The following is a 24,890-nucleotide window of genomic DNA, read 5'->3' on the forward strand; positions in this document are numbered from 1 at the left end:
ATTCAAATGTGCTTGAGATCCGTGGGGCCACCCGCCAGGGCGAGTATTGGCGGAACGTGTTCCGCCCGCGCGACACCCCCCCCCCTTCGCGGGGGACCCCCCCCCCCGGCGACGCGGGAGTGGACCTGAGCCTGCCAGACGTGTCCGTCGTCGCACTGCGAGAACGCCGCTTTGCGGGAGCCGGGACCGACCCGTGCCAGGTCCAGGCCGGTGTTCCGGTCCGGATGCCACTGAGTGGCGATGGACACGCGCCGTAGGGCGCGCCACTGACATGCCCTCGCTGCATGCCGGGTAACGCGTGGCGGGAGGATCAAGCCTCAGCCCTTGACGGCCTCTGCGATCTGCAGGGCGGCCTGGGCGGGTGTGAGGTGCGTGGTGTCGACGACCTCGGCCTTGTCGTGCAGCCACGTGCGGGCCGCCTCGGCGTAGGGCTCAAGGTATTCGAGGCGGAATGCGGAGGGTCCCATGACGGTGTCCCCCTCGATGCGCCCGCGGAGGGTGTCCTGGTCGGCGTGGAGGACGAAGTGCCGTACCGGAATGTCATGTCGGGCGAGGCCTGTGCTGATCTCGCGCCAGTACTGCTCGACCAGGACGGTCATGGGCATCACCAGAGTGCCGCCGGTGTAGTCGAGTACGTGGCGGGCGGTCTCGACTACGAGCGGCCGCCACGGCGGCCAGTGCTGGAAATTGCCCGTCCAGGGCAGCCCCGGCGTGATGTCCATGAGCGTCTCGCCGACCTTCTCGGCGTCGAACACCCGTGAATCCGGGATCAGCTGCTGCACGAGCGCACTGGTCGTCGTCTTGCCTGCGCCATGGGTGCCATTGAGCCATACGATCATGGACCCGACACTAACGGTGTGCGGGCCGCGGGCCGGTGCCGATCACGTCACAGAACGGGCACGGCAGAAAACTGGTACGGCTTCGGCATCTCATTGGTGAACCCGAGTGGGACACACCACAGGCCCCGGGCATGGCAGTGATGACATTCCCGGGGCCCGGCGCCTGGAACGGTCACGCGACAGCCGGCTGCGGCTTTTCCAGCGCCTCCGTGACCTTCCGGCTACCTGCGGCGGCAGACAACCGTCCAGCGAGTCGACGCCGTCACACAGCTGGGCACGCAGCCCGTGGAGGCACGCCTGCGTGAGCAGCATCTGCGGGTCGTCCCCGACCACCAGCGCCTTCTTCCCGTATGCCTGCCCCGCGAGAAGCGCAGCAGGTCCTCCCGGCCGGCGTCGGGAGAGGGCACGACGAGCATTCCGGCGATCTGCTGCCGGTCCGCTTCATGGTGTCGGCCGCGTCCGTGGCCCGGGTTGTTCGCGTCGACCGACAGCACTGCGACGTCCGCGATCGACGGGAACAACAGCTCCTCCAGCCGGAGCAGGATCTCTTTCACAGCCACGAACTGTCGGCCCAGCTACTCCTGTCACTGCTCGTTTTGCGGCAACTTCCCGAGGCACCGCAGGGAGTTCAATCGTCACTCGCAGTGCGCGGATCACACAACCTGAGCCAGAACGGGAGAAACCTCAAAAGGGAAACGTTCGGGGGGCGAACCAGGTCGATCCGGTGCTGCGGAACGCCGTCGAGGGACGATGCCGCCCTCTCGCCTTCGTCCTGACACCCGGCCACTACGGCGACGGCCCCAGCAACGTGGTCACTCAGCCTCGCGCGTAGTCATGGCTGCGGCGCTCGGGCCATCCCCGGCATCATCGGCAGTACAGGGGCCGACCGGGCCAACGCCTGGATCTGTGTCTTCTCGTCCACACACAGCACCAGTGCCCGGTCCGGCGGGGCGAGGTGGAGCCCGACGACGTCGCGGACCTTCTCGATGAACTGCGGGTCCTTGGACAGCTTGTAGGTGCCAGTCCGAAGGTCCGCCAGATACGTGAGACGGTCGACTGGGACAGCCCGGTCTGCCGGGCCATTTCCCGCGTCGACCAGTGCGTTGCATTCTTCGGCGAGGTTTCCAGCGTGCGCACGACGACCTCTTCGACCTGCTCATCGCTCACCGTCCGAGAGCCGCCCGGCCGTGGCTCATCGGCCAGGCCCTCCAGCCGGTCGCGGACGAACCGGGCCCGCCACCGGCTGACCGTGTGCGCCTCGATACCGAGCCGGGCAGCAACATCCTTGTTCGTCGCACCCGTTGCGAGTCGAGCTCTGTCCGCGCCTCTGTCGACGGCCGATGGCCGCGCCGATCTCGGCGGTGCCGTAGGCCGGCGGGATGTCCCAGTCGCAGTCCCAGCCACCCGCTGCGGCGAGCGCGGTCAGCCACCGCCGGGCCGGAGCGAGATCGAACCCGGGCAGGGCGGGGGGCACGGATACCGGCGAGCATGACGGGCACCGTGTCGACGGACGCCGTGGTGTGGAGCGCGACATCGACGGCCCCGGTCCGGCTCGTCAGACGATGACGGGGACGGCCTCGGCGCGGTTGGTGGCCCAGTTGGTGACGATGGGCTTGTCGACGTTGGTGGTGTCGGGGAGCTTGAGTTCGGCGGGGTTGGGGTCGTCGTCGGTGGTGGCGATGATGACGTTGTCGAACTCCTTGCCGGCATTGCTGTCGGTGGTCTTGGGGTTGATGCCGGTGTACGCGACGGTGGAGCCGGTGAGCTTGATGGGGTCTTCGCCGCCCTGTCCGACGGGGGAGGCGACGCCGTCGGCGCCGGAACCGAAGGACACGCTGGGGGTGTTGATCTCCAGGTAGCAGGTGATGCCGGACTTGGCCTTGGCGGTGACGAGGTAGTAGCCGCCGGCCTGGGACTCCGAGGTGATCGTGAAGTCCAGGTCGTTGGTGCCGCAGGACTGCCCGTAGCCGCCCTTCTTGCCGTCGCCGGAGTCGACGGTCTTGTCGGTGGAGCCGCTGGAACCGGAGCCGCTGGAGTTGGAGCCGCCGGCGGAGGAGCCGCTGGTGGAGGGGGTGTCGCTGGAGGAGCTGTCGCTCCCGCCGCTGCCGGCGGAGGCGACGGCGGAGGGGGCCGCGGAGACGCCGGCGTCCGCGACGTCGTCGGGGTCGCAGGCGGTGGTGGTGGCGGCGAGGGCCGTCACGGCCGCGGCGGCCAGGACGAGACGGGCGGAACGGGCGGCGAGACGCGAACGCATCATGATCTCCAGCGACTGTCGGTTGCGGTGTTTCCTGCTGACACCGATGACACTAGGGCCGATTCGATCCTGAAATGATCCTGCGAATGTCCGGGTCCTGTCTCAGCAACTTCGGTTCCAAAAAACGGCGTTGGATTGCACCGACCTCAGCTCAAGGGGGCATGTCCGGGACCGCGCGAGTCGCCGGGACACTGCGAGAGATCCAGCGGCTCCGGCAGCCGCAGCACCCGGGCCCCGGTGACAACCCACCGGCCGTGCCGGGGTCCGGACCCGTGCCCCGGGAGGGTTCTCCCGTCAGGCGCAGGCGCAGGCGGTGCGCGGGTCCAGCCGACCACTTGAGTCCTCTTCACCAGCCGGGGCGGTGTCGGTCGGCACGGCTTCGGCCTGGGCGCCACCGGCACCCGGCCGCACATCATCTGGCCCCGGCGTGAGGAGGGCGGGCGGACCGTGTACACAGCCGTTGTTCACCATCCCGGAACGACTACGAACGACTTCCTCGCTCGGGTTCTTCGCGAAGCGCTCCGATTCGGATCCCTGGGTCTCGTCAACATGTGGTCGTGCTGCTCGTGACCGACGGGGGGCGGTGTCGTTGCCTGGTTGATCTGATCTCTGACCAACCCGGAGCGTGCTTCATGTCTCTTACCGCAGCTACCCGGCTTGCCGCAGTGTCCTCCGCTGCGATCGCCGCCGTGTCGGTGTGCCTGGGCGCAGCCTCGGCGGCCGAGGCCGCCGAGCCCGCGCAGGTCCGGGCAGTGGAACACAGCGCCGCCCCGGCCGACGACGACCCCGAGGTCTCCGCTCAGTTCGTCCCGCTGGGCAGTCTGCTGTTCTCGGACCGGGCCGTAAAGACCAGCGTGAGCCCGGTGCGATGGGATCGCTGACCGAACGCCTTCACCGCGCCCGGATCGCCGGCATTCGGGCGTACCGGGCGCGCCTGCACCCCGACACACCCCATCCCGCTGGAATGACGTCCACAGCCTCCCGGGAAACAGTGGCAGAGGCGGGTGACGGCGTGAACGGGTTCGATGTCCTCGCCGCGGTGGTCGGCCTGCCTGTGAGCACATGGCGGTACCGGTGGGAGGACGACGAAGTGCGCCACCTGGGGCCGATGGCACAGGACTGGCGGGCCCACCTGGGCCTGGGAGCCGACGACAGGACGATCTGCTGCACCGACGCCAACGGCGTCGCGATCGTGGCGATTCAGGCACTTCACCGCCAACTCACAGACCTTCAGGCTGAGGTCAGGGAACTCCGGGCGCAGAAGGGTGAACCGGCAGCTCACGCACCTGGTGCGGAGATCCCGCGGGTCTGACCGTCTCAACCGCTGGGCCTGGCTGTGGCTGGGTGCAGCGGTTGCGGATGGCAGACGCTGCCCGGCACGGGCGGGGCGGCTGCACGAGATGCGCACCGCCGCACCGCCCCGGCCGGCGCGTCCATCTGCCGTGCCGGATCGTGCGCGGCAGATGGGCCCACCGTGCGCGGCACGGGAAGCGAAGACCGGTGGACTCGCCCGGCGGACCTGCAGCCGGGTCACACCGCCCCTGCGGGTCTCCGCGCGGGCCTCGACCCAGTGCGGAGGGGCCCGGTACGACCCGATGACGCGGTTGCGCCGGAACACCTCGAAGATTGCGCGGTCGACCCGCATGCGCACGGTGTCGTGCTCGAAGTCCATCCGTTCCAGGTCAGACCACCGACCGGTCGGCGAGCCGCGCCACTTCGGTGAAGCAGGCGCGGAACAACGGCTCGTCGCCGGGCGGCACCTGGAGCGCGGGCGAGGTCGAGTACCGCAGGGCGAGCCGGTCGGTGTTGTAAAGGGCAGCCTGCGGATCACGGACCACGCCGAAGTACAGTGTGCCCGGCCGGTCTGGCTTCTTGTAGTGCAGCGACACCCCGAGCCAGCGCAGCGGGACACGGAACGTGTGCGCCGAACTGTCCAGGTTGAACAGCTCGAACACCCCCCGGTCCACACGCGCATGCAGGTTCCCGTAGTCGAACGTGAACGGTTCCATGGGGGAGAAGGTACACACCCGGTCCAGCGCCCGTCCTGGGCCTCAGAGGAACACCACTCCCACCACTGTCGTCGCCACGAGCGCGACGAACACCAGGACGCTGAACGTCACCTCCCGCTCCTCCGAGCGGTGTTCGGCCGCGCGGTCCAGCGTGAATTCGGCCGGGTCGGCGGGCGTGTAATGAACCGTCACGTCACGGCCGTACGCGCCGGCGGGGTCCGGAAGGTTTGACGTGCAGTAGGCCGTGACGGCCCTGCCCTCGCGGGTGGTGAACGACACGACCGGGGTGATCGTGGTCGAGACGTGACCGTCGTCCTGGTCGACGCTGACGTCCTTGAGGACCGCGACGACCCGTCCCGGGACGGTCTCCATCGCAGCCAGCCTCTCGATGCGGCGGTTCTTGGCGCGTATCGCCCCGGGCAGGTGAACGGCGCCAGAGACCGCCCAAGTCCCGCCGAAGCCGATCAGCGCCCACGGCCACCCCCACTGGAGCACGGCGAGGACCACCAGCCCGACGTAGACCAGGAGGACCGCGAAACCCGGCCAGCCGAGCCCACGATCGGACTCCTTCGGTGTGTTGGAGAACTGGTAGGCGTGCGGTCTGCCTCGCGGGTGGCTGACCCCGATCTCCCGGCCCTCCCACGCGGAGGTGATCATCTCGCCGCGCTCACCGTCGTTCGTGACGGTGACCTCCTGACCGGAGGCCGGGTCACGGTAGGAGACGACCACCGATATCCCGCCCTTCCGGGACCCGCCGTGCCGCGGCTCCCGCACCCGCGCGATCCACCCCGTGAGCCGGACCGTCCGCTGCGCCTTCGTCACCCCGGCCAGCGACCGGACGAACCCGACCACCGCCACTGCGCCCCACACCGCACACCACAGCGCCAGAAACGTGTCCCACCCCATGCGCCCTCCTCCGCCCGATTCGATCAACTGCCGCTGCGCCGCAGCACTTTGCCCCGCGCGTCCGCCTCCAGCATTCCCGTGCCCCCGCCGCCGGTCACCACGACTCCGAGCGTGAGCGAGCCGGTGACGCCGTCGGCGGTGAGCTGCCAGCTCTGCGGGGAGTCGACGCCGAGGGTGGTCCTGGCCTCCTCGACCAGGCCGGGGACGCGATCGTAGGGCAGGGACCTCGGGTCGAACCCGGCGGTCGTCGCGCCGGTGGGGGAGAAGACGACCGTCAGCAGGCGGTCCTGCACGACGACGGTGAGTGCCTGGCGCTCGTCCCCGCCTTCGGTCAACGACTCGACGGCCTTGCGCAGTTCACCCTTGTCCAGCATCGACTGGCCCGGCCCCAGCGTGACCGTGCCCGTCGCCGACGTCACGACGCTCGTGGACGACGAGGAGGAGACGGACGGCTCGGGGGCGCCGCTCCCGCCCTCGGGGGAGTCGAACAGGTCGGTACGGAAGAGCACGAGCACGGCGGCCACGCCGAGCAGCAGCCCGAGGAGAGTGAGGAGCCCACCGAAACAGCCCACCGGGGTGTCGCTCTTCATGGCAGGGCCGGGCACCGAGTCCACCTGGGCCATGGCGGCCCGCTCCTCCCACTCCGGCGTCGGCCGCTTCATGATCCGCGTCTTCCACGGTCGGTCGGGCGGATACTCCACCACCACGACCCCGCGCACCCGGTAGTCGGGGAGCTCGACGAGGTTGACGTCCTGCCGTATTTCGACGCGGAACGCGGGCGCGTCGTCCGGCGCGACGGACAGCTCGAACCGCACCGGCACGTCGCTGGCCTCACCACCCCCGACGGCCTCCAGATCCTCGATCACCGCGAGCGCCGTACGCGGTACGACGGCCGCCTCCCGGGCCCGGCGCGGCTGAGTGGCGAGGAGGAAGACCAGCCCGTAGACCGCGGGCAGGACCAGCCCCGTGACGATCAGCGGCGCCCTCTCGACGATGCAACCGCCGATGAAGGCGGTCAGCGACGCCCCGATCACCCCGCCCGTCAGGAACCCCAGGGCGAGGTCGGCAGGCGAGTTGTGCGTGGGCGGCGCGCCCGCGGTGATCGTCATGTGGCTGATTGTGCCCGTCATGGATGACGACCGACAGACTTGTGGATGACCCTTCGCGGTCACGACGGGATCGCCTCGACCGCCTTCCTCAAGCGGCACGTGCCCAGGCGTGCGACGCCGAGAACAGGAGCCAAGCCGATGTGCCCTCCCATCTTGGGACGAGACAGTCCCAGGACATGTTCCGCCCTGCCCGTCCCCGCAGAAGAGCGCTTCCAAGACGCTCGCCTCACCTGCCTCAACGGTCCCTCATTCACACTCCGCGAGAGTCACGGACAACCGAGAATCAACCGCTCACTTACTCCTCGCCACCTGGGCCGGCGCATGCCCCACCCGCCACCGCGGCATACCCACACCGATGCCGACCTGACCAAGCCCTACTAGGGCACCGGAGCCAACTCAAGGTGCCGGGACGGTCGGCCGTTGTGTGCCCATGACCAAGAAAGACAGTCACGGTGCGGTGGCCGTCAAGGGAGCGAAAGGAGCCAGGACAGAGCTGCGGGGTAGCGAAGAACTTGTCTGTACGCCGACAATGCGGTCACCCTTCACCGTCCAGGGGCCACCGGGCTTCCGGACCGAACCGAGAGGACCGACCATCACCATGCGCAAGCCTCTCCTCGCCACCCTCACCGCCGTTGCCCTCGGTGCCGCCGCCTTGGCAGCCACCACGGGCACGGCAGCCGCAGCACCCAACCGCGTGAGCGGGGCGACCCCCACTGCCGCGACGGCCGCCGTGCACCCCGACAGTACGCCCGCCTCGGTGACAGCCTCCTCCTTCGCCGGCACCGTGGCGCTCAGTAACTGCTCAGGCTCCCTGATCCGCATGCCGAACTCGCAGGCGACGGACCCAGGACTGGTCATGACGAACGGCCACTGCCTCGAAACCGGCCTCCCGAGCGCAGGTCAGGTCATCACCAACCAGTCCTCCACCCGCAGCTTCACGCTGCTCAACGCCTCGGCCGGCACCGCCGGAACGCTCAAGGCGAACAAAGTCGTCTACGCGACGATGACCGACACGGACGTCACGCTCTACCAACTGACCAGGACCTACGCCCAGATACAGCAGTCCACGGGAATCGCGCCGCTGACGCTGTCCGCGACCCACCCGGTGCAGGGGCACGCGATCGACGTGGTCTCCGGCTACTGGAAGCGGGTCTACTCCTGCTCCGTCGACGGATTCGCGTACCGCCTGAAGGAGGGCCAGTGGACATGGAAGGACGCCGTCCGTTACACCCCGGAATGCCAGGTCATCGGGGGCACCTCGGGTTCGCCGGTCATCGACACGACGACCGGGCAGGTCACGGCGATCAACAACACCATCAACGAGAACGGCGAAAGCTGCACTCTTGACAACCCCTGCGAGGTAAACGAGCAGGGGGCCGTCACCATCCGTCAGGGAACCGGATACGCCCAGGAGACCTACGGCATCCCCGCCTGCTTCACGACCGGCAACAAGCTCAACCTGTCGGCCACGGGCTGCACGCTCGCGAAGCCGACAGCGGTAGCGGCACGCTGAGTTGACACCTGAGGGGGCAAGCAAGGCTCGTCCACGGTCAGTGACCGCCCGGCCGCCCTCGCCCCAAGCCGCTACCGGACGAATCCTCAACCGCCCGGAATCCCCGCCCGAGCCCCAACAGCTCCACCCCAGGACCGTCCCCACCCACTGCTCCGAACTCAACACCCGGACCCGTCATATTCACCCCTTCGCGACCAAGCTCACCGAACACCTGGGCAAGTGCCCCGCCAGACCGGCTCGACGCCGTCCAGCAGGACGAGGAGGGCCAGGGTCTGTCCGGCGGCTCATGTGACTGTCGGTTTGTCGGCTCGTTGTTCCCGGCGCGGGGCGGCTGGAAGACCGTCTGTGAACGGCACCGGCGTTGGTCGGCGGACGGCACGTGGGACCGGATCCTGCGCGCCGTCCAGGCGGATGCCGACCTGGGAGACCGGATCGACTGGAGCATGGTCAGTGTCGACTCGACGTCCTGCCGTGCTCATCAGCACGCGGCCGGGGCCCGCAAGAAGAAGCCGTGTGTCCCGAAAAAGGACGACGCCCCGGCACCACCGCCCCGACGAGGGACTCGGACTGTGCTCGTTGTACGACCCGTACGCCCGAAACGATGACGCTGGCGAAGAGGACGTCCTTGAGACCCCGTTGAGGCAGCGCTGGACTCTCCCATCGTGGGAGAGTCCACCATGACGGTGTGCAAGATGAACTTCTCACCATCGGGCGCTTCGCCCGCCTGTGCCGCCTCAGCGTCAAACAGCTACGGCACTACGACGAAATAGAACTGTTGGCCCCGGTCCGCGTAGACGTCAGCTCGGGCTATCGCTATTACGCACCCGAACAGGCGCGTGATGCCCTGACCATCGCCCTGCTCCGCGAGATGGACCTTCCCTTGGCTGTGATCGCCCAGGCGCTGGCTGCCGAGCCTGAGCGCAGGGCACAGATCCTGCACGCTGAGCGGGACCGGCTGGCCGAGCGGATCAGCAGGGACCAGGCCCGGCTGGAGATGCTGGAGCGGCTGACGGAGGGCGGTCTGCCCGGCTATGAGGTGACGATGAACAGAGAGCCGGAGCGACGGCTGGCAGTGGTGCGAGCGGTCTGCACCCCTGCGGAGATCGGAGGCAAGTTCGAGGAGTGCGTGGGCCGACTGCTGCCTGTGCTCGGTAGGACGGGAATCGCATGGGAGCCGCTGCTGTGGGGGCTGTACCCGCTGGATCTGGAAGAGCGGATGGAGATCACCGTCGGAGCGCAGACCCCGCAGGGAGAAGTGCCCGGCCTGGAATTTGAGGTGCTGCCCGGCGGACTCGTTGCCGAGACCATGCACATCGGGCCCTACGCGCAACTGCCTTTGGCCTACAACGCGCTCTTCGCCGCCATCCACGAGCGTGGACTGCGCCCGCAAGCACCCGTACGCGAAGCCTATCTCGTCGGACCGGCAGAGGCACCGCAAGAAGAACTGATGACCCGACTGATCATCCCCGTCCAGGAGAGCATGGCATGACCGCGGTAATAGACATCGATGCCCGGGGTACGCAGCACTGCGAGACGACAGCCCTGGGGGTGCTGCTGCGGCACCAAGGACTTGATCTGTCCGAGCCCATGCTGTTCGGCCTCGGCGCTGGTCTGTCGTTCATCTACTGGGACGGCAAGAACATGGGCTTCCCCTTCCTCGGGGGACGGGTCAAGCCTTTCGACCTCACCAGAAATCTGGCCACCGGACTCGGGCTGGAGCTCCTGGTCCAGGAGACCACCTCCCCGCGCAAGGCATGGGACAACGTGGTGGCCTCCATCGACGCAGGCCGCCCGGTCGGGCTGCAGCTCGACAGCTACTACCTGGACTACTTCAGCTCGAAGGTCCACTTCGGTGGCCACGTCGTAGCCATGTACGGCTACGACGACCACAACGCCTACCTGGTGGACACCGACCAGCAAGGCGGAGCAGTATCCACCAGCCTGACCAGCCTCGCCCAGGCCAGGGCCGCGCGCGGCCCGATGACCGCCAAGCACCGCTCCTTCACCCTCACCGTACCGAGGAACCCGCCCTCCCCCCAGGGCCGGATCATCCCCGCCATCACCGCCTGCGCCGACGCCTTCCTCAACCCGCCCATTGCCAACCTCGGCCACCGAGGCGTTGAGAAGGCGGGCAAGCTGGTGCGTACATGGTTGCAGCGCACCGACGCCCCGCAGCGGGACCTGCCGCAGGCTGCCCGCTTGATGGAGAAGGCCGGCACCGGCGGAGCCCTGTTCCGTAACCTCTACCGCGACTTCCTCGCCGAATGCACCCATCTGCTCGACAGCAGCCATCTGCGCACCGGCCACACGCTGTACGCCGAGGCAGCCGGCCTGTGGACGGAAGCGGCAGCACTGATCAAGAAAGCTGGCGAATCGGGCAGTGGGCAGTGCCTCGTCCAGGCCGGCTCGGTCCTCGATGATCTTTCACGTATAGAGCGAGAGGCCATGCAGGCGCTGAGCTGCCTGGGGAGTGAGACCCCAAGAGTGATCCAGCCCTGACAGCCTTCGTCGGTGACAGTGGTGAACGTCGCCGGGCCTTCGTGGTCGGCGTCGCGGACGATGCCAGCGCGCGTTCACGCATGGCGGCGGCGAACCAGCGAGAGCTGGGGTTCGCGGAGCGGACGAAGATGCTGTTGTGGGCGACGACGGACCGGACCCAGATCAGGGTTTTGGGCGTCGCACCGTCTTCACGGTAGGGGCGACATGCAGATCGCCGGTGGAGGCGACCGTCTTGAGGGGCCGCGGCGACCAGGTGGACATGACGACAGCCCGCTTCCTGCAGAGAGGAGATTTGGGTCAGGGAGCGCGGCGTCGCAGTGCGGGATTTGTGATTGAGGGCGCGGGAGTCGGGTTCTTCTCCTGTGCAGCAAGGTCCACTCCGGGTGCCACGATGGCATCGATGGCGTCGAGGATCTCTGCGGACAGGGTGGTGTCAGCGGCGGCCAGTTGGGAGTGCAGGTGGTCCATGGTCCTGGGGCCGATCAGAGCGCCGGTGACTGCCGGGTGGGCGGTCACGAAGCCGAGCGCCATCTGGATCACGGTGATGCCGGACGCGTCGGCGAGCGCGGCCAGCTTCTCGACGGCGTCCATCTCGGCCCGGTTCTCCGGAACGGAGACGTCGAAGCGCTGAGGCATGAATGCCGACCTGCTCGTGGTGACCTCGCGGCCCTCGCGCACAGCGCCGGTCAGCCAGCCGGACGCCAGCGGGCTCCACACGAGCACCCCGAGGCCGTACTCCTCGGCGAGGGGCAGAACCTCGCTTTCCGGTTCTGCTGGCCTCCGCCGGCTCGCCCCACGCCGCCCTGAAGCAGTGGATCGACCTGTTCGTCGACTTCCTGGTCACCAAGCATGGGCTCGCCGAGGCACTGCAGTCCGACAGCGCGCGCTTCGAGACCCTGCACGCCTACTTCCTCGACCGCATGGTCCCCGCGTGCTCGGCGTTGCTTGAGGCAGCCGTGCAGGAAAATGAGGCTCCCGCAGACGTCACCGCGTACTCACTCCTGCGCGGCATCGGCAATCTGTGCATCGGAGCCGATTCCCGGTACAACGCGCGCCGCCTCGTCGACCTGCTGGTCATGGGGCTGAAGCAGCAAGGCGCCACCTGAAGTATCCAAGGGCTGCCATGCACGCACCCGCGGCTCTCCCGGCAGCCTTACCGCTGCCGCTCAGGCACGTTGCCCTCGTCGCTTCATAGCCGGGCGCCGACGGCTGCGTCGGCGCTGCCGGGCCCGGCGCAGGGCGGCGGCGCTGGGGCGCTCGCGCAGTGGGCTGACCAGCAGGGTCCACCTTGCGGCAGACCGGCGCTGTCGCCCGCCGGCGTTCGTGCTCACGCCTGGGCAGACCGCCGACGGTCCCGGTTCGTCGCGGTGTTGGAGAAGGTCAGGGTGCGCGGGCCGGTGGGCCGTCCGCGCACCCGACCGGACGCGGTCGCTGCCGAGAGGACGTACTCCTCGCGGGCGAGCCGGGCCTACCTGCGCAGACGTGGGATCAAGGCGGTCATCCCGGAGAGGCCGATCAGGCTGCGAACCGCAAGAAGCGTGGCAGGGACGGCGGTCGGCCGGTGGCCCATGACGCCGAGGAGCACAAGGAGCGCAACACGGTGGAGCGCTGCATCAACAAGATCCGGGCATGGCGGGGCTCCGGCTACGTGGATCCATCATCTGGATACGCAGCCTCAACCCGGGCCGCGGTAGCGGCGCCCGGTGGGCAGACCGACGCCGCTACCGCTCACCTTCAGGCCGGTGAGGTGACCGCCCGGCCAAGATGCCGGGCGAAGAACCGGACCGCGCTGTCGGCCTCGAACCTGGGGAAGTCGAAGTGCTTGCCCGCGTTGGCGTGCAACGTCTTCTCCTTCGAGGCGAAGGCGTCGAACAGCGCGAGGCCGGCCTCGCGCGGGATGCGCTCGTTGTCCCACTGCATGGCGAACTCGATCGGGATGGTGATCTGCTTCGCCGTCTCGACCAGGGCATCGGGCCACATCATGCCGAAGACCGCGGCCGTGATCCTGGGCTCGATCGCCACCAGCGGCACCCCGATCGCGGTGCCCAGGCCGATGCCGACGTAGCCCACCGGGCCATCGGCGCCGATCTCCGGAAGTTCCTGAAGGGCGTCCAGGGTCGCCCGCCACTCGGGTATGGCGAGCTCCGCCAGGCGGGCGTTGTAACGGACGACGATCGGGCCTTCCGACTCGCCTGCCGCCTGCGCCTTGCGCAGCTCGGCGATCTCCTGCTCGTCGTGCGCGGTGCGCGGCCGGTCGCCGTGACCGGGCGCGTCGATGACGGCGACATGGAAGCCGCAGCCGCTCACGAGAAGGTGGGCGCGGCCCGCCATCGCTCGATGCTTCTTGTGGGTGCCGCCGCCGTGGCCCATCAGGACCAGGGGCGCGCGATCGGCCGCGCCGGAAGCCGGCGACCAGAGAACGCCAGGGACCTCGCCCACGGTGAAGTCGCGCTCGACCATGCCGTTCGACGACGACTCGGCGGTGAACTGCAGAGAGTGCATAGGTGTGTTGCCTTTCGGAGTGCCTTGTTGTCGAGGCGCTCCCGGCGACACCTACGTCAATCGCCGGCCGTGACGGGAAGGGGGAGCACCCACGTCGATACAGCGTTCATGGGTCTCACCTCCTCGGGTGGCGTCACGGTCAACTGCAAGCTATAAGCCTGAGTATCATCCCGTCCAATCCTTTTCCCCGCCGCGTGATCACGACTCCAGACAGGCCCGCATCGTCGCGGTCGTTTCCGACTCGCCCGAGCAGAGGGGACGCCGGAGCGACACGGTCTGCCGTGTCCACTGGCGTTCGGCGCCTGGCCGATCTCCGCGGGCGCGACATTGCCGACTGCGGCGTTCGCGCGGTGAGGCTCACTGCTGACGGGAATACAGAATCTCTCGCCGAGTTCACTGTCGACTCGCGGCCTGAGACGACCGATGAGGGCCGGTGCGTATGTGCGCACGCATCCCTTGCAGGCCGAACAGGATGAGAAGCTCAACCACTCCGCCGTCGGCGCTGCCCAGCCAGTGGGGCAAGGACGTGTCGGACTCGGCTGCCTCACCGGGCGGCAGCGCCAGGTCGCGGTCGCCGATCAAGAGTCGCAGGCGTCCGTTGAGCACGTAGAGCCATTCGAAGCCTTCGTGGGTCTGCGGGGTCGGTTCGAGTGGTTCCGGCTGGGCGGGGTGATCATCTTGAACGCGTGCACACCGCCCGGTCGCCGCGACAGGGGCACAAAGGTCATTCCGAACCGACTGATCGGCTTGAGGTGGATCCGGGGGTCGCCGGTGCGCGGGGCACCCACGAGGTCGTCCAGCGGAACGTCGTAGATACGGGCCAGCGGCAGTAGCAGCACCGCCCCTGGCTGAGGGCTGTCGCGACGCTTCTTCCGACGGCCTGGCTGATGTTGCTGGCGAGGCACCTTTGACCGGAGCCAGCCGCGCAGGTGATCGTAGTCGTAGCCCTTGTCCGCGTGGAGCTTGGGGGGCCGTCGTCGGCGCGGTCCGCGCCACGAGCGGATCGGCGGGATACCCCGCACCAGGGGCTCCGGCCCCTGGCTGTCGTGGGTGTTGGCGGCGGAGATGCCGACGGAGAGGGGCAGACCGGTCCGCTCGCTTAGCAAGTGGATTCTTGAGCCTCTCTTGCCGCGATCTACGGGATTCGGACCTGTTAGGTCTCCCCTTTCATCGCCCGCATGTTCACCGAGTCGATCGCGCACCGCGACCAGTCGAGGTTGCCGCGCGCGCCGAGCTCGTCCAGCACCAGGCGGTGGAGCCTGCCCCGGACCCGGGCCCGGCTCCACTCGGTGAACCGTCGGTGTGCGACCGGCCCGGACGGGCCGAAGCCCGCCGGTAGTTGGCGCCACGTCGGCCCGTCGTGTCCACGAACACAATGGCCGCAAGCACTTGACGGTCCCCAATACCGGCGTCGGCCACCGCCTTGGCGTCGTACCGGAGCAACCGGGACCACCCGCTGGAACGACTCCCACAACCCGTCCGGCACCAGCCGCTCCACCATCGCCATCACGGCCGCCAGCCCAGTGATCGAGCCAGTTGAGACGATCTCCAAAGGCCGAACGGCTCGCCGATCCGCGCCCAGGAGGTACCGGCGGCGCGCTCCTCCAGGACACACACGCGCACCAGGTCCGCCGCGCGGGACCCGACGCCCGAGGCCGCCAGGGCGAGGACGCCGGGCCAGGCGTCCTCCTGCCACACGGCCCGGAGCAGGACCTCGCGGGGGTTGTGCAGGTGGCTGCCGGCCCATCCGCGCTTGAAGGTCTTCCGTGCCATGAGGGCTCCCGGGCATCGTCACGATGCCCGGCCCGGAACCAGTGGCGCGCATCCCAGGTCTCAGCTCCGTCACAGACCCCGTACCCATTACGACCACGAGCCTGAAGACTGACATTCTCACCACGTGGAGACAGCTGAACTCGTTCTGGAATACGTGAAGACCTTGGTGTGGCCCATGGTCACACTCACCCTGGTGTGGGGCCTACGCACCCACATTCAGTACGCATTCACGCGCATGACCAGATTGGAGACACCAGCAGGCGCAATCGAGTTCGAGGCTGACGCGCGGGAGGTCCGGCAGAACGCAGAAGAGCTGTCCACCAACCCCGACTCCGACAATCCGGCCTCTCAGGGATCTGGCGAACCAACCCCTGAACAGGAGGAGATTCCGCTCGACATTTACGAGTCCGCGCGAATCACGGCTATCCGTTCTCCTGCACTGGCCGTTATCCGCAGCTGGGATTTCCTCCAGGAGGATCTGACCCACGCTCTGAATCAGCGTCGCATTCCCGACCCCCCGGACGGTGCTCGATGGCATCCTGCGGACATTTCATGGGAGCACTTGCACAGGCTGGGTCTTGAGCCCGGAGCAGTGGCCGTTTACATGTCGCTGAAAGACCTATGGGACAGAGCAGCACACACCCTTACCGTGGTCACTCCGCAAGCCGCAAACAACTTCATCGCCAGCTGCCGCGACCTTTCGCATCAGGTGAATTCCAGATACCACACGTAGCGCTCGATGGCTGTCGCCCGTCCACTCATGTCAAAGTGCTTCGCGCAGCGCCTGGGTGAGGAAGTTGTCGGCCGCGTTTCCCGGGTGGTGCACGACGGCCGCGGCGGGTCCACTCCTCGCGCACGAGGTCGGCGAGCGGCACACCGATCGGGTCGGCGATGCGGATCAGGGGGTCGACGAGTGTGACGGCGTGACCCTGCTCGATCCGGTTGTACGGGCCGAGACTGATGCCGGCCCGGAGTGCGATCTCGGCTCGCCTCCGCTCGCGCGGAGTGGACAAGGTCGACGGCTTGTTTCTCCGAGGTGCCGTGGACAGGACGCATCCACGGGTGGGCGCCATCAGCCAGCGCCGAGACCGTCAACCAGGCGGCCCAGGAACCGGGCGAAGGTGGCTTCGGCGGTGAGCGGGCGTCCGGGGGCGGAGAGGGCTTCGGCGAGTTCCGGGTGGCGGCCGTCGGCGGCGACAGCGGCGAGGTAGCGGGCCTCGGCTGCGACCCGGTCCGGGGATTGTGAGGCTGCGGCCTGCGTGATCTCGTGAGCGACGTGTCCGGCCACGAATGCGGTGAGTTGGGCGAAGACCTCCAGCTTCGCTGCACCGTCCAGCCCGGTGGGCCGCAAGGCGGCGAGAGCATGTTCCAAGAAGGCCAGAGTGTTGGGGCCCGGAACGCGACGGGTGGACAAGGCGGCGGGCAGCCAGGGGTGCCGCAGCATGTGGGCGCGCTGCAGGTGGGCGATGGTCTTCAGATCTGTACGCCAGTCACCACTGGGTGGGCCCGTGACCGTGAGTTCGCCGCTGACGTGGTCGACCATCAGTTCCAGCAGTGTCTCCTTGTCGGGGGCGTAGCTGTAGAGCGACATGACGCCGGCTCCGACCTGGGCCGCCACCCGCCGCATGGTGACCGCTTCGAGGCCTTCGGCGTCCGCAAGGGTGACGGCCGCCGCGGTGACCGCTTCCCGGCTGAAGGAGGGCTTGCGGCCCCTGCGGGGTTCGGTGCTGCGCAGCCAGAGCTGTTCGGGGTCGGCGCCCGCGGCGCCGGACCTTCCGTCATTGGGCACGGTCTCGCGCTCCTTCCCCTGTTTCCAGGACGGCTCTTGCGAAGGTCATCCAAGCATCCTCTATTCTCGTACATCGTACGAGAATAGAGGAGGGGAACGATGCCATCACGCACGCCCGACGCCGTGGCCGGACCGGCATGGGTGCCACCTGCCGGGAAGCCACCGCTGTCCTCACGGATGATGAGGGCGACCTGGCGAGGTCTGCCGGCGAAACGGCACGAGGTCGGGTGGGAACCGGGGCTGGTGGTGCCGGCCGCCGACGGAAGCCTGCTGATCACGGACCACTACTTCCCGCGTACGCAAGGCGACTTCCCGACCCTCCTGGTCCGCTCCCCTTATGGCCGCGGCCTGCCATGGTCGCCCCAGTACGGCCTGCTCTTCGCCGAACAGGGCTTTCATGTGGTCCTGCAGAGCTGCCGCGGCACCGGCGGTTCGGGAGGCGCGTTCGACCTGTGGCGCAACGAGGTCGCCGACGGCCAGGCCACAATGTCCTGGCTGCGTGAGCAGCCCTGGTTCAACGGAACACTGGGAACGGTAGGCCCCAGCTACCTTGGCTACGTGCAATGGGCCCTCGCCCTGGACCCGCCGCCGGAACTCAAGGCAATGGTGGTGCAGGTAGGGCTGCACGACCCCTACGCCCTGTTCTACGCGGACGGTGCGCTGCGCCTGGAGAACGCCCTCGCCGTCGGCGCGGGCATGACCTACCAGCACCAGGGCATGGCCCCCTTCCTGAGGGCGACGCTGCGCCTGCAACGCGGCCTGCGCGCCGTCACCACCGCTCAGCCCCTGCGCGGTGCGTACGAGTCCGCCCTCGGGGGCGAAGTGCCCTGGCTGGACGACGTGATGACACACCCGGACGCCAAGGGCACCCACTGGGCCGGCGCGTCGTTGGCGGATTCGGCAGAGCGGCTCCGCGTGCCCACAGCTCTGATCACCGGATGGCACGACGCACTGGCCGACCAGACCTTCGAGCAGTACGACCGGCTGCGTCGGGCCGGATGCGAGACCGCCCTGCTCGTCGGCCCCTGGACCCACACCTCGGCCCTGCAGCGGGGATGGCCAGAGGTGTTCGCCGAAAGCCTCGCCTGGCTGCGTGCCCACCTGTACGCCGACCCATCCGACCTGCGCCCCACCGGGGTGCGCGTGCACATCGGCGGCGAAAACACCTGGCGGGACCTCGACAACTGGCCACCGGCCCTCGCTGCCACCTCGTGGTATCCCGCCCCGGGCGGGCACCTCACCGAGCAGGCCGCCACGGACTCCGCACCACTGACGACGTTCCGCTACGACCCGGCCGACCCCACCCCGTCCATCGGCGGCCCGCTGCTCTCCCGCACCGCCGGCCCTCGCGACAACAGCAGCCTGGAGGCCCGAGACGATGTCCTGACGTTCACCGGCCCACCGCTGACCGAGCCCGTGGACATCCTGGGCCAGGTCTCCGCACGGCTGAGCATCTCCACGGACACCGGGCACGCCGATGTCTTCACCCGCTTGTGCGACGTGGACGCACAAGGCCGCTCAGTCAACGTCTGTGACGGGCTGGGTCGACTTCGAACGACTGGTCATACGCCCTCGCAGGTCAGCGTACCGATGAGCTCCACCGCCCATCGCTTCGCCGCGGGTCACCGCCTACGCTGGCAGATCAGCGGAGGCGCCCATCCGCGCTACGCCCGCAATCCCGGCACCGGGGAATCGCCGGTGGACGCCACCACCTTCACACCGGTGCGCATCACGGTCCACGCGGACTCGGCACTGATGCTCCCCTTCAGCCCTGGGCTCGCGTAATTCCTCTGCTCTCCGGGAAACGGACTGACGAGCCGGGCCGTCCGGCCCGGCTCGCTCCTCGACGACCAACTGCTCGCGCGCCCCGGCGGCGACATGGACCATCACCTCGACCAGGTCCCTCCAGCGGCTCGGCATCCTGACCACCACCGCGGTGCCGGAGGTCTCCAGCACGCCGGTGGCCACGCCATCCTGGTGGGCGGTCAGTACTTCCGGCCGCTCGCGGTACAGCCGGCACAGACCCGCGCGGGTCCGCTTGACCGTGCGGCGCCGACCCGACTCCCACACGTGTCCATCAGGGTCGGGGCTGGAGACTGGCAGGCCCGCATGTTGAGGTGCCGGGTATTGCCTGGCTGCCGTTGCTCGGCGCGCACATGATGTTCCGTCACTTCTCATGGTCCTGCCTCACTCTCCCGCAGAGGCGGCTACGTGCCAGTGGGGTGGTCCGCGGCGACACGGCACCCCTGGGCGGCGCGGATCCGGGGGACCGGCTCCGGATCCGCGTTTAATCGCGCCCGAGAACCGAAACACCGGGCACGGAGAGCGCTGACGGGCGCGGATCCCCGGGCCACGCCCCACAGCGCTTGAGGGAGATTGCCATGAGCGGCACAACGGCTTTGCCGACACCGTCCGGTCCCTATCTGGACGAAGGGCTGCTGCCCGCCGATTTCTACGCCTACGAGGAACTGCTGTCGGACGGCGAGCGGGAGAAGGTCGAGTCCCTTCGCGCGTTTCTCCGCACGCAGGTCGCCCCGATCGTCGACGACTGCTGGGCCCGAGCCGAGTTCCCCTTCCAGTTGGTCGAGGGCTTCGGGAAACTCGGCTTGATGGACTGGGCCGACCCGGACTCCCCGGAATCCAGGCCCAGCAACCTCCTCGCGGGCTTCATCGCGCTGGAGCTGGCGCATGTCGACGCGTCCGTGGCGACGTTCGCCGGCGTGCACACGGGTCTGGCCATGGGCACCATCCTCACTTGCGGTTCCGACGAACAGAAGCGGCGGTGGCTGCCGGCGATGAGCCGCTTCGAGAAGATCGGCGCCTTCGGGCTGACCGAGCCGCACGGCGGATCCGACGTGGCCGGCGGCCTGCGGACGACCGCGCGCCGCGACGGCGACGTATGGATCCTTGACGGCGCGAAGCGGTGGATCGGAAACGCGACGTTCGCCGACCTGGTCGTCATCTGGGCCCGCGATGTCGAGACGCAGCACGTGCTGGGCTTCGTCGTGGAGAAGGACACCCCCGGGTTCACCGCGACGAAGATCGAGAACAAGATGGCGCTGCGGATCGTGCAGAACGCCGACATCGTGCTCGACGGCTGCCGCGTTCCGGAGGCCAACCGGCTGCAGAACGCGAACTCGTTCAAGGACACCGCCAAGATCCTGCGCCAGACGCGCAGTGGCGTGGCGTGGCAGGCGGTGGGAGTGATGTTCGGCGCCTACGAGATCGCCCTGCAGTACGCGAAGGAGCGCGAGCAGTTCGGGCGCCCGATCGGGGGCTTCCAGCTCGTGCAGGACCTGCTGGTGAAGATGCTCGGCAATGCCACGGCCTCGTGCGGGATGATGGCGCGCCTGGCCCAGTTGCAGGATGCCGGGGTGTACCGGGACGAGCAGTCCGCCCTGGCGAAGGCCTACTGCACCGTGCGGATGCGCGAGAACGTGGGCTGGGCGCGGGAACTGCTGGCCGGCAACGGCATCCTCCTCGACTACAAGATCGGCCGCTTCGTCGCCGACGCCGAGGCCATCTACTCGTACGAGGGCACGCGGGAGATCCAGACCCTCATCGTCGGACGTGCCGTGACCGGCGGCCTGAGCGCCTTCGTGAGGTGAAGCAGATGACCACCGAATCCGTCTTCACCGGCCTGAAGGTCCTTGACGCGTCGAGCTTCATCGCGGGACCGGCCGCGGCCACCGTGCTCTCCGACTTCGGAGCGGACGTCATCAAGATCGAGCCGCCGGGGACGGGCGACCCCCAGCGGCGGCTGGGCTCCGTACCGCCCAGTCCCCGGGCGCAGGCCAACTACAGCTGGCACCTCGCCAACCGCAACAAGCGCGGCATGGTGATCGACCTGAAGTCACCGGCGGCCACCACGGTCCTCAAGCGCCTCGTCGAGTGGGCCGACGTGGTGATCACTAACTTCCCGCACGGCACACGGGAAAAGCTGCACCTTGGCTACGAAGAGGTCGCGGGCTGGAATCCGCAGGTCGTCTACGCCGACATCACCGGCTTCGGGGACACCGGCCCCGACGCCGGGCAGCCGGGCTTCGACCTGACCGCCGCCTGGTCGCGCAGCGGACTGCTGGCCTCCACCCGGGACGCGGGAGCCCCGCCGACGGTGCCGGTCTGGGGCAGCGGCGACTACATGTCGGCGGTCGCGATCTACGCGGCGATCGTGACCGCCCTGTACCGCCGTGAGCGCACGGGACAAGGAGCCAGTGTCGGGACGTCGCTGCTTGCCGCGGGCGTCTGGGCCACGGGAACGCTCGTGGCCGGCGCGCTCGCCGGCGGCACGCCGTTCGAGCTGCACGACCGGAAGGCGCCGGCGAACCCGCTGATCAATCCCTACCGGACCGCGGACGGCGAGTGGTTCATGCTGGTCGCCTCACCTCCGCACTGGCCGGGGCTGACGCGGGCCATCGGACACCCCGAGCTGCTCGAGGATCCCCGTTTCGCGGACATCGAGGGCTTCGTCAAGAACTCCGCCGCGCTGAGCGAGCTGCTCGACGCCGAGTTCCGCACGCGGCCCTTCACCCACTGGAAGGACGCCCTGGGCCGGGAACGCGTCACCTACAGCCTCATTCAGACGCCGGAACAGGCCGCGCGGGACCCGCAGCTGCGCGCGAACGACATCGTGGTGCCGCTGGTAGGAGTCAGCGGACTGGAGGAAACCATCAGCAGTCCGGTCAACCTCCGAGGGGTGCCGAAGGTGCAGGCGAAGCGAGCGCCCGATCTGGGTGAGCACAACGACGAGATCCTCGCCGAGCTGGGATTCGGCCCCGCCGAGATCGCCGAGCTGCGCGCCCAGGGAACGATCCCCGGCACGACGGAAGGCGAGGCGTCGCCATGAGCACGGCGTCCGAAGCGTCCGGCACGGTGCTCCACGAGCGCCGTGGCGGCGTGCTGACCATCACCCTCAACCGCCCGGCGCAGAAGAACGCCGTGGACCACGAGGTCGCGGTACGGCTCGCGTCGGCTCTGGATCTGCTCGACGCGGACCCGGAGCTGTCGGTCGGCGTACTCACGGGCGCGGGCGGGGTGTTCAGCGCGGGCATGGACCTGAAGGCATTCGCCAAAGGTGAGCTGCCGGTGCTCCCCGGCCGGGGTTTCGGCGGGCTTACTGGCACGGCGGTGCGCAAGCCGTTGATCGCCGCGGTCGAGGGCTGGGCGCTCGGCGGCGGCTTCGAGATGGTGCTCGCCTGCGACCTGATCGTCGCCGCGGAAGACGCCCGGTTCGGGCTTCCCGAGGTCACGCGCGGCCTCGTGGCGGCGGCGGGCGGACTGGTCAGGCTGCCGCGCCGCCTTCCGTACCACGTAGCCGCGCGCGTACTGCTCACGGGCAAGCCGCTGACCGCGGCCGAAGGCAAGGAGTACGGCCTCGTCAATGAGCTGACCCCACCCGGCGCCGCGCTGGACGCGGCCCATGAGCTGGCGGAGCGCGTCGCACGGAACGCGCCGTTGGCGCTGGCGGCCGTCAAGGAGGTTCTGCGCGAAACGCAGGGCTTGAACGAGAGCGACGCCTTCACACGCCAGGACGAGCTCACGAGCGGGGTGTTCTCCAGCGAGGACGCGCGGGAGGGCGCACAGGCATTCGCCGAGAAGCGCGCCCCTGTCTGGCACGGCCGCTGAAGCCGGCCAGGTCAGCCGCCTGCCTCCCCCACAGCCCGCGTCCGACTCCCAGGAGCAGTGACCAACCATGAATGCGCACAGACCCGTCCACCGCGTGGCAATCGTCGGCACTGGCACCATCGGTGCGAGCTGGGCTACGCACTATCTCGTCCGAGGCTTCGACGTGACGGCGACCGACCCCGCCCCCACCGCGGAGGCGGCCCTGCGTGCGTACGTGGCGGCGGCATGGGACGCGGCGACCTCGATCGGGCTCGCGCCCGGTGCCTCGCCCGATCGCCTGAGCTTCACCACGGACCTGCGTCAGGCCGTCGCGGACGCCGATTTCGTACAGGAGAACGCGCCGGAGCGCCCGGAGCTCAAGGTCCCGCTGTTCGCCGACATCGACGACGCAGCGCCGCCGGGCGCGATCATCGCGTCGAGTTCGTCGGGCATCACGATGAGCGTCATCCAGGCCGAGTGCCGGCGTCCGGAGCGGACCGTCATCGGTCATCCCTTCAACCCCCCGCACATCATCCCGCTTGTGGAGGTCGTCGGCGGGACGAGGACCGCTCCGGAGACGATCCGGGACGCCATGTCGTTCTACGCCGCGATCGGCAAGAAGCCGATCCACCTCAAGAAGGAGCTTCCCGGGCACGTCGCCAACCGCATCCAGGCCGCGCTGTACCGCGAGGTCGTCCACCTGGTCCAGGAGGGGGTGCTCGACGTGGCGGACTCCGACGACGCGGTGTCCTGGGGACCGGGGCTGAGATGGGGCGTCATGGGCCCCCATCTGCTGTGGCATCTCGGCGGAGGGGAGGGCGGCATCGAGCACTTCATGGAGACCCTCATGCCCCGGATGGTGGCGTCCTGGCAGGAACTGGGCACGCCCGAGTTCACACCCGAGCTCAAGGAGAAGATCGTGGGCGGCGTCCTGGAGGAGGCGGACGGCCGCTCGGTCGATGAACTGGCCGCTCGGCGCGACGCGATGCTCTCGGCCCTGCTGGCCGTGCGCGCCCAGTACGACCCGTCCGGCCCGCCGAGCACCGCAGCCGGTCACCCGGCGAAGGAGGGACTGTGACGGGGGGCCGGGAGAAACTGTTCGTGCTCGAGGCCAGCAGTGGCGGTCGGCTGTTCTCCGTGAACCCCGACGGTTCCGACAAGAAGGTTGTCGTCACCGAGTGCAGGATCCCCGACGGGGTAGCCGTCGATGTCGTGGCGGGGCACATCTACTGGACGAACATGGGCCTTCCACCGGAGAACGACGGCTCGATCGAACGCGTGGATCTGGACGGAGGCAACCGGACGACGATCGTCCCCAGAGGCGTCACGCACACGCCCAAGCAACTCCACCTGGAGGCCGCCGGCCGGAAGGTGTACTGGGGTGATCGTGAAGGCATGCGCGTGATGCGCTGCGACCTCGACGGCTCGAACGTCGAAACCCTCGTGCAGACGGGCCAGGGGGAGGACGACCGTCGCGACGAGACCAGATGGTGCGTGGGAGTCGCCGTCGACCCTGTGGGCGGACACCTCTACTGGACACAGAAGGGCCCGAGTGACGCGGGACTCGGGAAGATCCTACGGGCCGGAGTCGACCTGCCCGCCGGGGAGGGAGCGGCCGAACGCGGCGACATCGAGGTGCTGTTCGAGGGGCTGCCGGAGCCGATCGACCTCGAACTCGACCTCGCGGAGCGCACGCTGTACTGGACGGATCGCGGGGACCCGCCGCGGGGCAACAGCGTGAACCGCTCGCCGATGGACCCGCCGGACGGGCGGCGGACGCCGGAGATCCTGTTGACCCACCTGATGGAAGGCATCGGCCTCGCCCTCGATCCGGACGACAACCGCATGTACGTGACCGACCTGGCCGGGAACGTGTACGCAGCCGATCTCGACGGATCGAACCGGAGGGAGATCCTCGTCCTGCAGGGCAACCTCACCGGCATCGCCCGTGCCGTGTTGCCGACCGGGACGAGGGTCTGACTTGATCTTTACCTGCGGGGCGAGGGCCGGGCGGCTGAGCCGAGGTGTCTCCTTCGCCGTCCTCGGATTTCGCCGGACCCCTCACCGGCCGCCCGAAACCAGCACCTGTGCGT

General features: G+C 68.8%; 22 protein-coding genes and 6 pseudogenes. 15 read left to right on the forward strand and 13 right to left on the reverse strand.

Going from position 1 to position 24,890, the window contains the following annotated elements; translation table 11 throughout:
• Window positions 1-2: 2 nt before the first annotated feature.
• The 4 genes and pseudogenes from ACFV8T_RS32960 to ACFV8T_RS32975 form a co-directional block, all read right to left on the reverse strand.
• A complete protein-coding gene (locus tag ACFV8T_RS32960; RefSeq protein ID WP_385334761.1) occupies window positions 3-248 on the reverse strand; it encodes a zinc-ribbon domain-containing protein in 246 nt (81 codons plus the stop codon).
• 69 nt (window positions 249-317) lie between these two features.
• Window positions 318-839, reverse strand: a complete 522-nt coding sequence (locus ACFV8T_RS32965; RefSeq protein ID WP_385334763.1) for an ATP-binding protein — start codon at window positions 837-839, stop codon at window positions 318-320.
• 822 nt (window positions 840-1,661) lie between these two features.
• Window positions 1,662-2,243: pseudogene (locus ACFV8T_RS32970) on the reverse strand (IS630 family transposase); the annotation flags it as partial.
• Between the two features lie 151 nt (window positions 2,244-2,394).
• Complete coding sequence (locus ACFV8T_RS32975) at window positions 2,395-3,093, reverse strand: hypothetical protein (RefSeq protein WP_385334945.1); 699 nt, start codon at window positions 3,091-3,093, stop codon at window positions 2,395-2,397.
• Between the two features lie 665 nt (window positions 3,094-3,758).
• Between ACFV8T_RS32975 and ACFV8T_RS32980 the strand changes: the two genes are divergently transcribed.
• Together ACFV8T_RS32980 and ACFV8T_RS32985 are read left to right on the forward strand one after the other, a co-directional pair.
• The gene (locus tag ACFV8T_RS32980) at window positions 3,759-3,974 is read left to right on the forward strand and encodes a hypothetical protein (RefSeq protein WP_385334765.1); all 216 of its coding nucleotides are present in this window, start codon (window positions 3,759-3,761) and stop codon (window positions 3,972-3,974) included.
• Between the two features lie 131 nt (window positions 3,975-4,105).
• Entirely contained in the window at window positions 4,106-4,405 is a 300-nt protein-coding gene (locus ACFV8T_RS32985; protein WP_385334767.1) for a tail fiber domain-containing protein, read from the forward strand.
• Between the two features lie 370 nt (window positions 4,406-4,775).
• Here ACFV8T_RS32985 and ACFV8T_RS32990 read toward each other — a convergent pair whose 3' ends face one another.
• From ACFV8T_RS32990 to ACFV8T_RS33000, 3 genes are read right to left on the reverse strand one after another with little or no spacing between them, the layout of a single operon-like run.
• A complete protein-coding gene (locus tag ACFV8T_RS32990) occupies window positions 4,776-5,102 on the reverse strand; it encodes a hypothetical protein (protein ID WP_385334769.1) in 327 nt (108 codons plus the stop codon).
• Window positions 5,103-5,144: 42 nt separating this feature from the next.
• Window positions 5,145-6,008, reverse strand: a complete 864-nt coding sequence (locus ACFV8T_RS32995) for a DUF3592 domain-containing protein (RefSeq protein ID WP_385334771.1) — start codon at window positions 6,006-6,008, stop codon at window positions 5,145-5,147.
• Window positions 6,009-6,031: 23 nt separating this feature from the next.
• Complete coding sequence (locus ACFV8T_RS33000; RefSeq protein WP_385334773.1) at window positions 6,032-7,117, reverse strand: hypothetical protein; 1,086 nt, start codon at window positions 7,115-7,117, stop codon at window positions 6,032-6,034.
• Between the two features lie 598 nt (window positions 7,118-7,715).
• On the opposite strand from ACFV8T_RS33000, the gene ACFV8T_RS33005 reads away from it, so the two are divergent.
• The 4 genes and pseudogenes from ACFV8T_RS33005 to ACFV8T_RS33020 all read left to right on the forward strand — a co-directional run bounded on the left by ACFV8T_RS33005 (window position 7,716) and on the right by ACFV8T_RS33020 (window position 11,129).
• Window positions 7,716-8,630, forward strand: a complete 915-nt coding sequence (locus ACFV8T_RS33005; RefSeq protein WP_385334775.1) for a serine protease — start codon at window positions 7,716-7,718, stop codon at window positions 8,628-8,630.
• A 326-nt stretch (window positions 8,631-8,956) separates the two neighbouring features.
• Window positions 8,957-9,197: pseudogene (locus ACFV8T_RS33010) on the forward strand (IS5/IS1182 family transposase); the annotation flags it as partial.
• A gap of 118 nt (window positions 9,198-9,315) precedes the next feature.
• On the forward strand, window positions 9,316-10,119 hold the full coding sequence (locus ACFV8T_RS33015) for a MerR family transcriptional regulator (protein WP_385334777.1): 804 nt from the start codon (window positions 9,316-9,318) through the stop codon (window positions 10,117-10,119).
• Entirely contained in the window at window positions 10,116-11,129 is a 1,014-nt protein-coding gene (locus ACFV8T_RS33020) for a BtrH N-terminal domain-containing protein (protein ID WP_385334779.1), read from the forward strand. Before ACFV8T_RS33015 ends, ACFV8T_RS33020 begins: the two co-directional genes overlap by 4 nt.
• A gap of 297 nt (window positions 11,130-11,426) precedes the next feature.
• On the opposite strand, the pseudogene ACFV8T_RS33025 reads toward ACFV8T_RS33020, so the two are convergent.
• Window positions 11,427-11,894: pseudogene (locus ACFV8T_RS33025) on the reverse strand (aldo/keto reductase); the annotation flags it as partial.
• Between the two features lie 71 nt (window positions 11,895-11,965).
• On the opposite strand from ACFV8T_RS33025, the gene ACFV8T_RS33030 reads away from it, so the two are divergent.
• Complete coding sequence (locus ACFV8T_RS33030; protein ID WP_385334947.1) at window positions 11,966-12,235, forward strand: hypothetical protein; 270 nt, start codon at window positions 11,966-11,968, stop codon at window positions 12,233-12,235.
• Between the two features lie 94 nt (window positions 12,236-12,329).
• Window positions 12,330-12,768, forward strand: a pseudogene (locus ACFV8T_RS33035) (transposase); the annotation flags it as partial.
• Window positions 12,769-12,863: 95 nt separating this feature from the next.
• Here ACFV8T_RS33035 and ACFV8T_RS33040 read toward each other — a convergent pair.
• The 4 genes and pseudogenes from ACFV8T_RS33040 to ACFV8T_RS33055 form a co-directional block, all read right to left on the reverse strand.
• Window positions 12,864-13,631, reverse strand: a complete 768-nt coding sequence (locus tag ACFV8T_RS33040; RefSeq protein WP_385334781.1) for an alpha/beta hydrolase family protein — start codon at window positions 13,629-13,631, stop codon at window positions 12,864-12,866.
• Window positions 13,632-14,024: 393 nt separating this feature from the next.
• A pseudogene (locus ACFV8T_RS33045) lies at window positions 14,025-14,470 on the reverse strand (cupin domain-containing protein); the annotation flags it as partial.
• 66 nt (window positions 14,471-14,536) lie between these two features.
• A pseudogene (locus ACFV8T_RS33050) lies at window positions 14,537-15,138 on the reverse strand (IS5 family transposase); the annotation flags it as partial.
• Window positions 15,138-15,404: a hypothetical protein gene (locus tag ACFV8T_RS33055; protein WP_385334783.1), complete on the reverse strand. Its 267-nt coding sequence runs from the start codon at window positions 15,402-15,404 to the stop codon at window positions 15,138-15,140. The pseudogene ACFV8T_RS33050 and the gene ACFV8T_RS33055, both read right to left, overlap by 1 nt.
• A 124-nt stretch (window positions 15,405-15,528) precedes the next feature.
• Between ACFV8T_RS33055 and ACFV8T_RS33060 the strand changes: the two genes are divergently transcribed.
• Window positions 15,529-16,137 (forward strand): hypothetical protein, encoded by a 609-nt coding sequence (locus ACFV8T_RS33060; RefSeq protein WP_385334785.1) that lies wholly within the window; start codon window positions 15,529-15,531, stop codon window positions 16,135-16,137.
• Window positions 16,138-16,476: 339 nt separating this feature from the next.
• Here ACFV8T_RS33060 and ACFV8T_RS33065 read toward each other — a convergent pair whose 3' ends face one another.
• Complete coding sequence (locus ACFV8T_RS33065; RefSeq protein ID WP_385334787.1) at window positions 16,477-17,193, reverse strand: TetR/AcrR family transcriptional regulator C-terminal domain-containing protein; 717 nt, start codon at window positions 17,191-17,193, stop codon at window positions 16,477-16,479.
• A gap of 99 nt (window positions 17,194-17,292) precedes the next feature.
• Between ACFV8T_RS33065 and ACFV8T_RS33070 the strand changes: the two genes are divergently transcribed.
• The 6 genes from ACFV8T_RS33070 (at window position 17,293) to ACFV8T_RS33095 (ending at window position 24,777) form a co-directional block, all read left to right on the forward strand.
• Window positions 17,293-18,978 carry a CocE/NonD family hydrolase gene (locus ACFV8T_RS33070; RefSeq protein ID WP_385334789.1) on the forward strand — a complete coding sequence of 562 codons (1,686 nt, stop codon included), beginning with the start codon at window positions 17,293-17,295 and terminating at the stop codon, window positions 18,976-18,978.
• 596 nt (window positions 18,979-19,574) lie between these two features.
• Window positions 19,575-20,801 (forward strand): acyl-CoA dehydrogenase family protein, encoded by a 1,227-nt coding sequence (locus ACFV8T_RS33075; protein WP_385334791.1) that lies wholly within the window; start codon window positions 19,575-19,577, stop codon window positions 20,799-20,801.
• A 5-nt stretch (window positions 20,802-20,806) separates the two neighbouring features.
• Complete coding sequence (locus ACFV8T_RS33080) at window positions 20,807-22,039, forward strand: CaiB/BaiF CoA transferase family protein (protein WP_385334793.1); 1,233 nt, start codon at window positions 20,807-20,809, stop codon at window positions 22,037-22,039.
• A complete protein-coding gene (locus ACFV8T_RS33085) occupies window positions 22,036-22,818 on the forward strand; it encodes a crotonase/enoyl-CoA hydratase family protein (protein ID WP_385334795.1) in 783 nt (260 codons plus the stop codon). The genes ACFV8T_RS33080 and ACFV8T_RS33085 overlap by 4 nt, the downstream gene beginning before the upstream one ends.
• A 67-nt stretch (window positions 22,819-22,885) precedes the next feature.
• Complete coding sequence (locus tag ACFV8T_RS33090) at window positions 22,886-23,875, forward strand: 3-hydroxyacyl-CoA dehydrogenase NAD-binding domain-containing protein (protein WP_385334797.1); 990 nt, start codon at window positions 22,886-22,888, stop codon at window positions 23,873-23,875.
• Complete coding sequence (locus tag ACFV8T_RS33095; RefSeq protein WP_385334799.1) at window positions 23,872-24,777, forward strand: 3-hydroxyacyl-CoA dehydrogenase; 906 nt, start codon at window positions 23,872-23,874, stop codon at window positions 24,775-24,777. The genes ACFV8T_RS33090 and ACFV8T_RS33095 overlap by 4 nt, the downstream gene beginning before the upstream one ends.
• The last annotated feature ends 113 nt before the right edge of the window (window positions 24,778-24,890 follow it).

It is taken from the genome of Streptomyces sp. NPDC059832 (assembly GCF_042731715.1).
Lineage (GTDB): Bacteria > Actinomycetota > Actinomycetes > Streptomycetales > Streptomycetaceae > Streptomyces.